Origin of the sequence: Pseudomonas sp. B21-023, assembly GCF_024749165.1 — a bacterium.
In the GTDB taxonomy this organism is placed as follows: domain Bacteria; phylum Pseudomonadota; class Gammaproteobacteria; order Pseudomonadales; family Pseudomonadaceae; genus Aquipseudomonas.
Map to the genome: position 1 here is coordinate 945,554 of NZ_CP087190.1, position 13,193 is coordinate 958,746.

11 protein-coding genes are annotated in these 13,193 nt (G+C 64.9%); 3 read left to right on the top strand and 8 right to left on the bottom strand.

The window, feature by feature from the left end; genetic code table 11:
- Positions 1–125: 125 nt before the first annotated feature.
- From LOY42_RS04355 to LOY42_RS04370, 4 genes are all read right to left on the bottom strand, one after another.
- Positions 126–722 (bottom strand): hypothetical protein, encoded by a 597-nt coding sequence (locus LOY42_RS04355; protein ID WP_309475177.1) that lies wholly within the window; start codon positions 720–722, stop codon positions 126–128.
- 422 nt (positions 723–1,144) lie between these two features.
- Positions 1,145–1,435: a type II toxin-antitoxin system RelE/ParE family toxin gene (locus LOY42_RS04360; protein ID WP_258599887.1), complete on the bottom strand. Its 291-nt coding sequence runs from the start codon at positions 1,433–1,435 to the stop codon at positions 1,145–1,147.
- Positions 1,425–1,664: a type II toxin-antitoxin system RelB/DinJ family antitoxin gene (locus LOY42_RS04365; RefSeq protein WP_203648016.1), complete on the bottom strand. Its 240-nt coding sequence runs from the start codon at positions 1,662–1,664 to the stop codon at positions 1,425–1,427. The genes LOY42_RS04360 and LOY42_RS04365 overlap by 11 nt, the downstream gene beginning before the upstream one ends.
- Positions 1,665–1,755: 91 nt before the next feature.
- On the bottom strand, positions 1,756–3,243 hold the full coding sequence (locus LOY42_RS04370) for a methylenetetrahydrofolate reductase C-terminal domain-containing protein (RefSeq protein WP_258599889.1): 1,488 nt from the start codon (positions 3,241–3,243) through the stop codon (positions 1,756–1,758).
- Positions 3,244–3,544: 301 nt separating this feature from the next.
- Between LOY42_RS04370 and metE the strand changes: the two genes are divergently transcribed.
- Together metE and LOY42_RS04380 are read left to right on the top strand one after the other, a co-directional pair.
- Positions 3,545–5,848, top strand: a complete 2,304-nt coding sequence (gene metE, locus LOY42_RS04375; RefSeq protein WP_258599891.1) for a 5-methyltetrahydropteroyltriglutamate--homocysteine S-methyltransferase — start codon at positions 3,545–3,547, stop codon at positions 5,846–5,848.
- A gap of 67 nt (positions 5,849–5,915) precedes the next feature.
- Positions 5,916–6,434 (top strand): histidine phosphatase family protein, encoded by a 519-nt coding sequence (locus LOY42_RS04380; protein WP_258599893.1) that lies wholly within the window; start codon positions 5,916–5,918, stop codon positions 6,432–6,434.
- 134 nt (positions 6,435–6,568) lie between these two features.
- Here the strand turns inward: LOY42_RS04380 and LOY42_RS04385 are convergent, their stop codons facing one another.
- Positions 6,569–7,537 carry a bile acid:sodium symporter gene (locus tag LOY42_RS04385; RefSeq protein WP_258599894.1) on the bottom strand — a complete coding sequence of 323 codons (969 nt, stop codon included), beginning with the start codon at positions 7,535–7,537 and terminating at the stop codon, positions 6,569–6,571.
- A 76-nt stretch (positions 7,538–7,613) separates the two neighbouring features.
- Here LOY42_RS04385 and LOY42_RS04390 point away from each other — a divergent pair, with 76 nt between their 5' ends.
- Positions 7,614–8,321 (top strand): SDR family oxidoreductase, encoded by a 708-nt coding sequence (locus LOY42_RS04390; RefSeq protein ID WP_258599896.1) that lies wholly within the window; start codon positions 7,614–7,616, stop codon positions 8,319–8,321.
- A gap of 67 nt (positions 8,322–8,388) precedes the next feature.
- Here the strand turns inward: LOY42_RS04390 and LOY42_RS04395 are convergent, their stop codons facing one another.
- The 3 genes from LOY42_RS04395 to pta all read right to left on the bottom strand — a co-directional run bounded on the left by LOY42_RS04395 (position 8,389) and on the right by pta (position 13,181).
- A complete protein-coding gene (locus LOY42_RS04395) occupies positions 8,389–9,276 on the bottom strand; it encodes a hypothetical protein (protein WP_023631032.1) in 888 nt (295 codons plus the stop codon).
- 446 nt (positions 9,277–9,722) lie between these two features.
- Positions 9,723–10,901 (bottom strand): acetyl-CoA C-acetyltransferase, encoded by a 1,179-nt coding sequence (locus LOY42_RS04400; RefSeq protein WP_258599898.1) that lies wholly within the window; start codon positions 10,899–10,901, stop codon positions 9,723–9,725.
- A 189-nt stretch (positions 10,902–11,090) separates the two neighbouring features.
- The gene (pta, locus tag LOY42_RS04405) at positions 11,091–13,181 is read right to left on the bottom strand and encodes a phosphate acetyltransferase (protein ID WP_102682127.1); all 2,091 of its coding nucleotides are present in this window, start codon (positions 13,179–13,181) and stop codon (positions 11,091–11,093) included.
- Positions 13,182–13,193: the final 12 nt, after the last annotated feature.

Sequence of the window (13,193 nt, forward strand, 5' to 3'; positions counted from 1 at the left end):
GCTTTGCGGCCCTATTGCGGGGTGTGTCCTGGGCGGACTCCACTTGAACCATCGCGTCTTGCAAGAGAGTGCCCTGTCAGCAACGCATCGTTCGCCCGGTGCTTCATCATCCCCGAATCAGCGAACTACCAGAACCACCCACCCCGAGCCAGTTCCTGCTCACAACTCCGATACTGCGCCCCAAACACCGACGCCCGCGCCTGCACCTTCTGCGACACGTTCTTCAGCCACGGCTTGGCGTCGTAGCTGCGGTTGCGGTAGCCGCCCCAGCCTTCGTGGTAATTCAGGTACTGGCCATAGGCGTCCCACTTGGACGTGCCATTCACCCGTTGGCTCTTCTGCATGTACCAGCCCATGAAGTCGAGGGCGTCGGCGAAGTCGTCGCGGGCGGCGCCCCAGCCGCCGGCTTCGCGCTTGTAGTCGGCCCAGGTCTCGTCCTTGGCCTGGGCATAGCCGTAGGCGGTGCTGACCCGGCCCCAGGGGATGAAGCCGAGGAAGTAATAGCGCGGCGGCAGGGCATCGTGCTTGAACGACGACTCCTGGTACATCATCGCCATCGGCACCTGCACCGGGGCGCCCCAGCGCGCCTGCATCTTCAACGCCGCCTCGTGCCACTTCGGCTTCTCGCGGAAGATCTCGCAGAGGTTCTCGGGGTTGGCGGGGGGCTTGGTGGCACAGCCGGCTACAGCCAGGAGCAGGGCCGGCAGGGTGAGCCGAAGCATGGAGGGGGGTTCCTTGTACGGACGTCGGGGTCGCAGGGCGCTGACGCTTTATACATTCTTTTGAGACGCAGATGAATCAGCGGGCGATCACTCGATGTCTGGAACATGGCTGGCATCAACCGTTAAACCCAGACGTCTACCCAATTTACGTCATCATCCATTTCAACAGTTTCTAAAGCCGCTGAATTGAGTGCCGAGCCTTGCCGCTCTACCTCAAGATCCGCCCAGAACCCATCAGTCGCGAAGACCAATCGTTTCCCCGCTTCGACCTTGAGAGAAACAAAGTCTGGGCGTGGAGCTTCGGCGCGGCCAAGTTACAGAAGATTGTCTTACTGTTGGGATGCGGGATGTATCTCGCGCCCTCATAGCACCCTCATCGTGCCCTTGAGAGCGCCAGGGCTTTCGCCTTTGAAAGGCTTGATTTACTCGGTCAATCGTTCGGCCGCTTTGCGGTAAACCTGATCTCGCTCACGTTTATCCACGGCGACCACAAACACCACGATTTGATGATCGATGACCTGATAGACCAATCGATATCCGCTGCTGCGCAGCTTGATCTTGTAGCAGTCCGGGAAACCGTGCAGACGGTTCGCTTCGATCCTCGGGTTGAGCAATACGGTTGCCAGCTTCTTCTTGAGCTGTTGGCGAATGGTATCGCCGAGCTTCTGCCATTCCTTGAGTGCGCGCGCATCGAAATCGAGGTTATAGGTCATCCAGCGTTACCCTCACCCTTTGCGGGGCGGCCAGACGCTCGCGTACCGTGGCGAGCAGTGCTTCGTCCTCTTCGGTCAGTAACACGGGTTTAAAAGGCAGTTGCCCTCGCTCAGCAACATATTGCAGCGCTTGGCGCATCAGCTCGGAGGGGGTTACACCCAGCTTTTCCAGCTCACGGTAGGCGCGCACCTTGAGGTCGTCGTCGATACGTACATTGATGGACGCCATGTTTGCAGTCTCTTTGTAATGACATTGGTCTGTACAATGAGGCAAAGCAGTTTGTTGGGCAAGGGTAGTAACGAGATTACCGACAAGCGTATTACTCGTTGAACTCCGCAGCGACGTCAGGCTGCCGGGAGGGCGATCTCGAGGTGGCCGCTTCGAACCACACCGGCCATGAACTGCGCTGCCGGTTCTCCACCTGCACACAGGGGATCAGCCGCTCACGCAACACCTCGGTCCTGCCCACGCTCACCGCCAGCCGATACTTGGCGCTGTGCACGCATTCCCGATCGCCAAACTCGCAACGGTCCAGGCGGGTGCCGCCGCACGGCCCGTTGGCCAGCCCCTTGGGGCAGGTCTCGGGGCAGATATACAGCGTGTCCTCCAGCCGGCAACTGCCACAGGTATCGCAGCCCACCATCGGCCGTTTGATACGCCGCTCCAGCTGATGCAGCCACTGCGCCGCCGTGGGGTTGGCCCACAGTGGCCGGGTCACGGCCCAGCCGAAGGCCTTGCTCAAGGCGGTGGTGCGGCTGAACAGCTGGTGGTGCATTGCCGACAGCAGGTGATAGCGAACCTTTTCCTTGTTGGAGGCGGTGATCTGCCGTTGCCCGAGGCGCCAGGCGTGCCCGGGTGGATGGAAGGTGACCGGCTCAAGGTCCGCTTCCTGCCAGGCCGCTTCCCAGGCCGGGGTCCAGTCTTCCAGTGAGGTGAACTGCGGTTGCAGTGCGCTGATGGCCTGCTCCAGCGCCTCGAACTGCGCCACCTCGTGGATACCGGACAAGTGCACCCCGGCATAACCCATCAACTTCAGGCCGATCACCTGCAAGGCCAGGCGCTGGTTGGCGCGCTCCTTGGCGTAGGTCTTGGAAACCGCTGCCTCGGCGGCCAGCAGTGCGCGCATCGATGGCGTGACGGTCACCCCGGCAACGTGATCGAGCATCCCGGCACGGCCCTCGGTGAGCGCCATGATGCAGGCCATCAACGGCTTGGGGCGGGGCTGGCGCTGCATCCAGTCGAAGGCTTCCTGATACTTATCGATATCGAAACCGAGCTGCAGGATGAACAGGTCGGCTCCGGCGGCGAGTTTCTTTTCGGCCTTGCTGTACTGCGCGCCGCCTTCGGCCTCCTGATACTTGAACGGATTCAGTGCGGCGGCCAGCAGCCAGTGCGGGCGGGCCTGGCGAACGATCTGCAGGGCGGCGACGGATTCCAGGTAGCGCACCGGGCGCTGGCCCGGGATGTGGCCGGGCAGGCGGTCGCCGGTGAGCAGCAGGAGCTGGTCGAGGCCGGCGGCGTCCATGCGTTGCAATTGCGCCAGCAGTTCGCGGCGCTCGCGGTCCTTGCCTGAGAAGTGCAGCAGGGCAGGGACGGGCTCGGCCAGGCTGTTGAAGGCGTCCAGCGGCGACATGTCCAGGGCGCTGCCGACGCGGTCGCCGATGGCCACGGTCAGCGGCCAGCCGCACAGCTGGGTGCGGGCCATGAGGGTGTCGAGGGTGGCAAAACGCTCGGCGCTGGGCTTGGGCACGAACTCCAGGATGCAGGCGAAGGCGTTGGCGTCCAGGGTTGTTTTCAGCAGGCTCATGGGGTGTGGGCTACCGGGTTGGGGCAGGGTGGCAGTGTGCGACAGGTGGGCGGCGTTGGCATGTCTGATTGCGCGGGTGAGTGTGTTGATTGAGACATTTGGGTCACCTGGGGCGACGTCATCGCGGGGCAAGCCCGCTCCCACGAAGCCTGCAACAACTTCGATGGCTGTAATGGCTCATCACAGGAATTTGCACTATGAACAAATCTTGAGTTCATCTCAAATTTAATGAGTTTGTCTCACATTAAACCGCAGCCCAGAATATCCCTCATTCATTTTAAAAAGATCGAGGGACCACGACATGGCACTGGCACACAACCTGGGTTTCCCACGTATCGGCCGCGACCGTGAGTTGAAGAAAGCCCAGGAAGCGTTCTGGAAGGGCGAGCTGAACGAAGCCGGCTTGCGCGCCGTGGGCCGTGAGCTGCGTGCCGCCCACTGGCAGGTGCAGAAGGATGCCGGCATCGACCTGCTGCCGGTCGGCGACTTCGCCTGGTACGACCAGGTGCTGACCCACTCGCTGACCTTTGGCGTGATCCCCGAACGCTTCCGTGCCAAGGACGCTGCCAAGCCGACCCTGCAGACCCTGTTCGCCATGGCCCGAGGCGCCGTGGCGCCGGACCGAAGCGATAGCTGCTGCGGTGGTGCCCACGCCCAGGAGATGACCAAGTGGTTCGACACCAACTACCACTACCTGGTCCCCGAGTTCAGCGCCGACCAGCAATTCGCCCTGAGCTGGGAGCAGCTGTTCGAGGAGGTCGAGGAGGCCAGGGCCTTGGGCCATGCGGTCAAGCCGGTGGTGATCGGCCCGCTGACCTACCTGTGGCTGGGCAAGGCCAAGGGCGCCGACTTCGACAAGCTCGACCTGCTCGACCGCCTGCTGCCGCTGTATGACCAGATCTTCAACCGCCTGGCGGTGCAGGGCGTGGAGTGGGTGCAGATCGACGAGCCGATCCTCGCCCTCGACCTGCCGCAGGACTGGAAGAACGCCTACGAGCGGGTCTACAACATCCTCCAGCGCGCCCCGCTGAAAAAACTGATCGCCACCTACTTCGGCGGCCTCGAAGACAACCTCGGCCTGGCCGCCAACCTGCCGGTCGATGGCCTGCACATCGACCTGGTGCGTGCCCCGGACCAGTACCCGACCATCCTCGACCGCCTGCCGGCCTACAAAGTTTTGTCGCTGGGTGTGGTCAACGGCCGCAACGTTTGGCGCTGCGACCTGGACAAGGCGCTGGAGGTGTTGCGCCATGCCCATGAGCGCTTGGGCGACCGCCTGTGGGTGGCGCCGTCGTGCTCGCTGCTGCACAGCCCGGTGGACCTGGACCGTGAAGACCAGCTCGATGACGAACTGAAAAGCTGGCTGGCCTTCGCCGTGCAGAAGTGCCGCGAAGTGACGTTGCTGGCCAAGGCACTGAACCAGCCCGAAGCCGACGAGGTACTGGCGGCGCTGGCGCAGAGCCGCGCCGTGCAGCGCAGCCGCGCCACCTCGCCACGGATTCACAAGCCGGCGGTGCAGGCCCGTGTCGCCGCGATCAAGCCAACCGACAGCCAGCGCGCCAGCGCTTTCGAGCAGCGCATCGCCAAGCAGCGCGCCGGGCTCAACCTGCCGGCGTTTCCGACCACCACCATCGGGTCGTTCCCGCAGACCGCGGCCATCCGCCTGGCGCGCCAGGCGTTCAAGCAGGGCACGCTGACCGAGGCCGACTACATCGAGGCCATGCACAGCGAGATCCGTCATGCGGTGCAGATCCAGGAGAACCTCGGCCTGGACGTGCTGGTGCACGGCGAGGCCGAGCGCAACGACATGGTCGAGTACTTCGCCGAACAGCTGGACGGCTACGCGTTCACCCGTTTCGGCTGGGTGCAGAGCTACGGTTCGCGCTGCGTGAAGCCAGCGGTTATCTTCGGTGACCTGAGCCGCCCGAAGGCGATGACCGTGGACTGGATCACGTACGCCCAGGGCCTGACCCGCAAGGTGATGAAGGGCATGCTGACGGGCCCGGTGACCATGCTGATGTGGTCGTTCCCACGCGAGGACGTGAGCCGCGAGGTGCAGGCACAGCAGCTGGCGCTGGCGCTGCGTGACGAGGTGTTGGACCTGGAGGCCGCCGGCATCAAGATCGTGCAGATCGACGAAGCCGCTTTCCGTGAGGGCCTGCCGCTGCGCCGCAGTGCCTGGCCGCGCTACCTGGAGTGGGCCACCGAGGCGTTCCGCCTGTGTGCCTCGGGTGTGCGGGACGAGACGCAGATCCACACCCACATGTGCTACAGCGAGTTCAACGATGTGATCGAGTCGATCGCGGCAATGGACGCGGATGTGATCACCATCGAGACCTCGCGCTCGGACATGGAGTTGCTGGAGGCGTTCGAGCGTTTCGCCTACCCGAACGAGATCGGACCGGGCGTGTACGACATCCACTCGCCGCGAGTGCCGAGCAAGGAGGAGATGGTCAAGCTGCTGCGCAAGGCCGCCCAGCGGATTCCGGCCGGGCGGCTGTGGGTGAACCCTGATTGCGGCTTGAAGACCCGTGGTTGGCCGGAAACCGAGGCGGCGTTGGTGAACATGGTCGCCGCTGCCCGCGAGTTGCGCGCTTCGGCCTGATCCCATCGCGGGGCATGTTCCCCGGACTTCGGCTAGAGTGCCCGGACATCCCTGCCGAAGCCCTGCCATGAAGCCCATCCACCTCACCCTGATCTGCCACGCCCGCACCGCGGCGCAAAGGGTGGGGCGCTTCGCCCTGGATGGCGAGTCATTACTGGATATGCCCTCGCTTGTGCCTGAACCGGCGGTGCGCTACCTCAGCGCACCGGAGCTGCGCGCCCGGCAGACGGCCGAGGGCCTGAGGGCGACGGTTGATGAGGGGCTGCGCGACTGCGACCTGGGCACCTGGAAAGGTCAGCCGCTCAAGCAACTGGATGAGGCCGCGTTGCAGGCGTGGCTGAGCGACCCCCATGCCACGCCTCACGGCGGCGAATCGCTGGCCGCCCTGTGCGAGCGTGTTGCCCGTTGGATGGACAGCGCCCTGGGCGAGGGTGAATGGATCGCCGTGACCCACCCCTTCGTCATCCGCGCCGCAATGCTGCATGCGCTGGGCGCGCCTGTGCAATCCTTCCACCGCATAGATGTGCAGCCCCTGGCCAATGTGCGTTTCAGCCATTACGGTCAGTGGCGGGTGCGACTGGGCTGAGCATTGTGGGGCCGCTCCGCGCCCCATTCGCCGGCAAGCCGGCTCCCACAGGGATGGCACTTGGCTTGAGAGCAGAGCGGTCGGGGTGGGAGCCGGCTTGCCGGCGAAAGGGGCGCGAAGCGGCCCCGACGACATCAGCTTGAATGATCGGCTCGTACCAAACTCGGCACAACACGAACGTAGACCAGTTCGCTGACCAGCTCCACCAGCGTCTGGGTAATCACCGCCGCTGCCGCCAACGCCCGGATCGACTCAGGCAGCGCCAACGCCAACGGCAGCACCACCAACGAATTACGCGTGGCGGCGCTGAAGGTCACCGCCCGGGCCTCGCCTGTGGACAACTTGAACAGCCGCGCCGCAAACCATCCGAGCAGCGGCGCCAGCAAAGCGAAGCCGACATACACCGGCACTACCGGCAGCAGGTCGTCCAGCCGGCTGGCGACCACGCCGATCTGCGAGCCGATCACCGCGATCAGCACCAGGGCCATGGCCGGCACCGGCAGCCAGGTCCAGGCATCGTTCCACTTCGAAACCAGCGCAGAGCGCCGGGCCCCGGCGCTGGTGGCGACGGCCAGCAGCAGGGGCAGCGCGATCAGCAGCACGAAGGCTTCGACGAATGGCGCCACGGAAATCTCCACATGGCCGGCGCCACCCAGCATCAACGCCAGGTACAGCGGCAGCAGCGCCAGTTGCACCAGCAACAGCACCGGCGTGGCGGCCAGGGTCAGGCGCGCGTCGCCCTTGCCGAGGTGGGTGAACACCACCACATAGTCGATGCACGGCGTCAGCAGCACCAGCAGGGCGCCGACCAGCACGGCGGGGTGTTCGACCAGCCCGCGGGTTCCAGCCCAGACCAGCAGCGGCACCAGCACGAAGTTGGCCAGCAGCAGCGCGCCCATGAAGCGCCGATTGCCAAGCCCCGCGCGCAGGTCGAGGAACGGGATCTGCAGGAACATCGCGTACATCAGCACGGCAATGGCCGGGGTCACCAGCGCTTCGAGCGCGCCGGCGGCGCCGGGTGCGAGCAGGCCGAGCACGGCGGCCAGCGCTACGGCGATGAAGTACAGGGGGATCTGGTTTTGCTCGAGTTGCGCTCTGTCCACGGGCGGCCTGGCATTTCCGACTGGATTACTGGGGCAGGCAGGGTACTATCCGGCGCAGTCCATAGGGAGTGATTCGATGAGAATTCTGGTGGTCGGTGCAAGCAAGGGATTGGGCCAGGCGCTGGTGCAGGGCCTGGGTGGGCATGGCGATACGCTGATCGGTGTGTCGCGCAGCAGGCCGGTGGCGTTGCCGGGCGCGGCGCAGTGGATCGAAGCCGACCTCGGCCAGCCGCGCCAGGCCGCGGCGATCATCCATGAGGCGGTGGCCGACGGTGGGCTGGACGTGCTGGTGTACAACGTCGGCATCTGGGAGGCGCGGGCCTTCGAGGAAGGCTACAGCTTCCTCGATGATGACGAGGCGCAGATCGAGCGCATGGTCGACACCAACATCACCGCGCCATTGCTGCTGATCAAGCGCCTGTTGCCGCTGCTGCTGCAGAGTGCCCGACCACGGATCATCCTCACCGGTTCCACCTCCGGCCTGCCGGGCAGTGGTCGTCCGGAGGTGACCTTTGGTGCCAGCAAGTTCGGCTTGCGCGGCATCGCCGAAAGCCTGCGCGAAGGTTTTCGCGAACAGGGCCTGGGGGTGAGTTGCCTGAACCTGGGCTACCTGAACACCGAGGATGGCCTGGACGTGCCGCTGGCCGAGGCCGAACGGCGGGGCGAGGGCGCGCTGATCCCGCTGCATGATGTGGTGCAGGTGTGCCGGATGATGTTGAATCTGTCCTCGGCCAGCTATGTGCGCGACATCACCTTGCCGGCGCTGCGCGACGAGCGCTTCTGAGCTGCGAGGGCGCGCACTGATGCTGAAAAGGCCCGACAGGAGAACCCGTCGGGCCTGGGCGAAGGTCTCAGCTGACCAGGCAGATCGCCCGCAGTTTTGAGCCTTCGCGCACTTGCGTGGTGGTATCGCCGAGCCATTGCTGGGTATCGGTCTTCTGCTGTTTGGAGAACACGTCTTTGACGTTGTTCCAGCTTTCCACCGACAGCTGGTAGATCGCCTGGGACAAGGTATAAGACGATTGGAAGGTGATGGTGCCCTTGTGACTGGACGCCTTGATGGTGAATTCGCTGGCGTACAGCATGAAGTTCACCGAGCCGCTGTCGCCGGTTTGCAGGATGTTCTGGTTGAAGTTCGACTGGCGCTCGGTCTGCTCGGAATAGGACAGTGCCGCATTCACCAGGCTGCTCAGGGACTGTTTGATCTGCTCGACATCCTGGTTCTTCAGGCCGATGAAGCCTTTGACGAATGAGTCGACCAGCGCGTTGGCGTCATGGCTTTTTTGCTGGATCTGCGTGACTTGCGCTGCCAGCAGGGAAAGGAACGGGATTTCCGCGATCTGCTGGGTGAAGGCGATGAAGTGCTCACGGTCACCGGCGGACTTCGGCTTCTGGTCGGTCGGCTGGTCCAGTGGGTTGTAGCCGGAGCGTCGGCGGGCAATGTCGATGGCCGTCTGCAGGCCTTCGTAGATGCTCACTGGTGCGCTGCCGGGGCTGACGTTGGCGTCCGCATCCTTGGCATAGCTGCCGGTCGCCGTGCCCTTGGCCGGGCTGAAGAAGGGGTTGATGGCATCCGCGCCGCTGCGCATGGATTGGCCAGTCGCCGTGAGCAGTTGGCGGTTGTAATCCTGCGCGAAAATGTTGCCGCGCAGCGCAGTGGATTTTGCATTCGCCTTGGTTTCCGTCAGCCAGGCGTGGGCACTTTCTTTTTCCGATGGAATTGCTCCTGGAGCGTGCATGTCAAATCCCTTTAGCAGATTTATTTATAGGGTCGATTGCGTTTGAACTTAAGCAGTTCAGGGAGTGCCTGTCACAGGTTAGAGGGCGCCTTGAAAGTGTCAAAGAGTTGTTTTGGTGGCAGTCGGAAAGTAGGGGGCGCTGGTGAGAGTATTCGAATTAATGGCGCAGCTGCTTATCGTGAGGGGTTAAGTTGATGAGACGTTAAGTGTTCATTTGAATATGTTTGTTTCTTTCATGAGCTCTTTAAAGCTGCACTATTAATTACAACTAGTGCTTCTGGATGGCGATTGTTCAGGGTGGGCAACAGGTCTTCGGGGCCGCTTCTGCGATCCATCGCCAGCGGGCCGGCTCCCACCGAAACAGCGCATGGCTATCGGGCAGTGCGAAAGGGGTGGGAGTCGGCTTGCCGACGATGGGCTGCAAAGCAGCCCCAAAAGCCGTCAGGTCAGCGCTCGATTGCCAGGGCCACGCCTTGGCCGCCGCCGATGCATAGCGTCGCCAACCCTTTCTTCGCATCGCGCTTGATCATCTCGTGCAGCAGGGTCACCAGCACCCGGCAGCCCGACGCGCCGATCGGGTGGCCCAGGGCAATGGCGCCGCCATTGACGTTGACCTTCGCCGCATCCCATTCCAGCTGCTTGCCCACCGCCAGCGCCTGGGCGGCGAAGGCCTCGTTGGCTTCGATCAGGTCCAGGTCGGCGAGTTGCCAGCCGGCCTTGTCCAGGCAGCGCTGGGTTGCCGACACCGGGCCGATGCCCATGATCGCCGGGTCCACGCCCGCGCTGGCGTAGGCCGCGATCTTCGCCAGCACCGGCAGGCCCAGGGCCTTGGCCTTGGCGGCGCTCATCAGCAGCACGGCGGCGGCGCCGTCGTTGAGGCTGGAGGCGTTGCCGGCGGTGACACTGCCGTCCTTCTTGAACGCGGCGCGCAGTTTGCCCAGGGACTCGGCGGTGGTGCCGGGGCGTGGCTGCTCGTCGGTGTCGAACACCAGCGGCTCGCCTTTTTTCTGCGGGATGTGGATCGGGGTGATCTCGTCCTTGAAGCGGCCGGCCTCGATGGCGGCCACGGCCTTGCGCTGCGACTCGGCGGCGAAGGCGTCCTGCTGCTCGCGGGTCAGGCCGTACTTGTCCACCAGGTTCTCGGCGGTGATGCCCATGTGGTAATCGTTGAAGGCATCCCACAGGCCGTCGCTGATCATGCTGTCGACCAACTGGCCGTGGCCCATGCGCTGGCCAGTGCGTGCCGAGGGCATCACATAGGGCGCCAGGCTCATGCTCTCCTGGCCACCGGCGATCACCACCTCGGTGTCGCCGCAGCGGATGGCCTGGGCGGCCAGGTGCAGGGCCTTGAGGCCCGAGCCGCAGACCTTGTTCAGGGTCAGGGCAGGTACTTCGTAAGGCAGGCCGGCCTTGACGGCGGCCTGGCGGGCGGGGTTCTGCCCGGCGCCGGCGGTGAGCACCTGGCCGAGGATCACTTCGTCGACCTGGGCCGGGTCCAGCTTGGTCTGGGCCAGCAGCTGGCGGATCACCGCGGCGCCCAGTTCCACGGCGGACACGTTGGCCAGGGCCCCCTGGAAGCTGCCGATGGCAGTGCGGGTGGCGGCGACGATGACGACTTCGTTCATTGTTGTTCTCCAGGATACGAGCGTGATCGTCACAGCATCCGCGCCCGGGGCTTATTTGAGAAGTTTGTTTTTCTTTGCCATTGATCCGAAATTCAAATGAATGATCTGGGTCGCGGCATGCCTTCATTCGGTCAGGGCCAGGTTTGGCCGCTCCCGTGAGCCTGGGGCCGCATGGCGGCCCTTTGCCGTTCAGCGCACGGTGCTGGCCTGGATCGCGGTCAAGGCGATGGTGTGCACGATGTCGTCCACCTGCGCCCCGCGCGGCAGGTCGTTGACCGGCTTGCGCAGCCCTTGCAGCATCGGCCCGAGGCTGACGCAGTCGGCGCTGCGCTGCACCGCCTTGTGCGTGGTGTTGCCGGTGTTCAGGTCGGGGAACACGAACACTGTGGCCCGCCCGGCCACCGGGCTGGCGGGCGCCAGCTGTCGGGCGATCTCGGGGTTGGCGGCGGCGTCGTACTGCAACGGGCCGTCGATCAGCAGGTCGTGCTCGGCCTGCTGCGCCAGGCGCGTGGCTTCGCGGACCTTCTCCACCTCCTCGTCGCTGGCCGCCGAGTCGCTGGAGTAGCTGAGCATCGCCACCCGTGGCGCGATGCCAAACGATTCGGCCGACTCTGCGCTCTGCCGGGCGATCTCGGCCAGCTCGGCGGCGCTGGGGTGCGGGTTCATCACGCAGTCGCCATAGACCAGCACCTGGTCGGGGAACAGCATGAAGAACACCGAGGACACCAGGCTGCTGCCCGGCGCGGTCTTGATCAGTTGCAAGGCCGGCCGGATGGTGTTGGCGGTGGAATGCACCAGGCCCGAGACCAGGCCGTCGACTTCACCGAGTGCCAGCATCATGGTGCCGATCACCACCGGGTCTTCCAGCTGCTGCTCGGCCATCGGCGCATTGAGGTTCTTGCTCTTGCGCAGGTTCACCATGGGTTCGACATAGCGGCCACGGATCACCTCGGGGTCGAGCACCTCCAGGTCCGGCGGCAGGCTGATGCCCTGGGCGCGGGCCACGGCCTGCACTTCCTCGGGCTTGGCCAGCAGCACGCAACGGGCGATGCCCCGGGCCTGGCACAAGGCCGCGGCCTGCACCAGCAAGGGCTCGGCGCCCTCGGGCAGGACGATGCGCTTGTTGGCCTGCTGGGCACGCTGGATCAACTGGTAGCGGAACACCGCCGGTGACAGGCGCAGCTCGCGTGGCGTGCCGCAGCGCTGGTGCAGCCAGGCGGCGTCCAGGTGGCTGGCGACGAAGTCGGTGATGAACTCGGCGCGCTCGCGGTCGTCCACCGGGATCTCGCGGTTCAGCGAGTTGAGCTGGTTGGCGGTGTCGTAGGAGCCGCTGCTCACCGACAGGATCGGCAGGCCGGCCTGCAGGGCGCCGCGGCACAACTCGAGGATGCGCGGGTCGGGCTTGCTGTCGCTGGTCAGCAGCAGGCCGGCCAGGGGCACGCCGTTGATCGCCGCCATGCACACGGCGAGGATGATGTCGTCGCGGTCGCCCGGTGTCACCACCAGGGTGCCGGAGGTCAGCAGCGGCACGGTGTTGGCCACGGTGCGCGCGCAGATGATGATCTTGCTCATGCGCCGCTGGTCATAGTCGCCGGGGTTGAGCACCTGGGCGCCGAGCAGCTCGGCCACGTCGCGGGTGCGCGGGGCGTTGAGCTCGGCCTGGTAGGGGATGCAGCCGAGCAGGCGGAAGTCGTTGCCGCGCAGCAGCGGCGAATGCTCGCGCAGGCGCATGGCGAAATCGGCCATGCTTTCGTCGGTGCGCACCTTGTTGAGGATCACCCCCAGCACCTTCGGGTCGCGCGGGCCGCCGAACAGCTGGGCCTGCAGCTCGACGCGGCCGGACAGCTCGCTGAGCACTTCGTTTTCCGGCGCCGACACCAGGATCACCTCGGCGTCCAGGCTCTTGGCCAGGTGCAGGTTGACCCGGGCGGCATAGCTGGCGTGACGGGTTGGCACCATGCCCTCGACCACCACCACGTCCTTGCCGACGCAGGCCTGCTGGTACAGGCGGATGATCTGTTCGAGCAGTTCGTCGAGCTGGCCGTCACCGAGCATGCGTTCGACATGGCCCAGGCTCAGGGGCGTCGGCGGCTTGATGCCATGGGTGCGGGCGACCAGTTCGCTGGAGCGCTCCGGGCCGGTGTCGCCGGGGTGCGGCTGGGCGATCGGCTTGAAGAAGCCGACTTTCAGCCCGGCGCGCTCCAGGGTGCGCACCAGGCCCAGGCTGATGGAGGTCAGGCCGACACCGAAGTCGGTCGGCGCGATGAAAAATGTCTGCATGCGTGCTTCTCG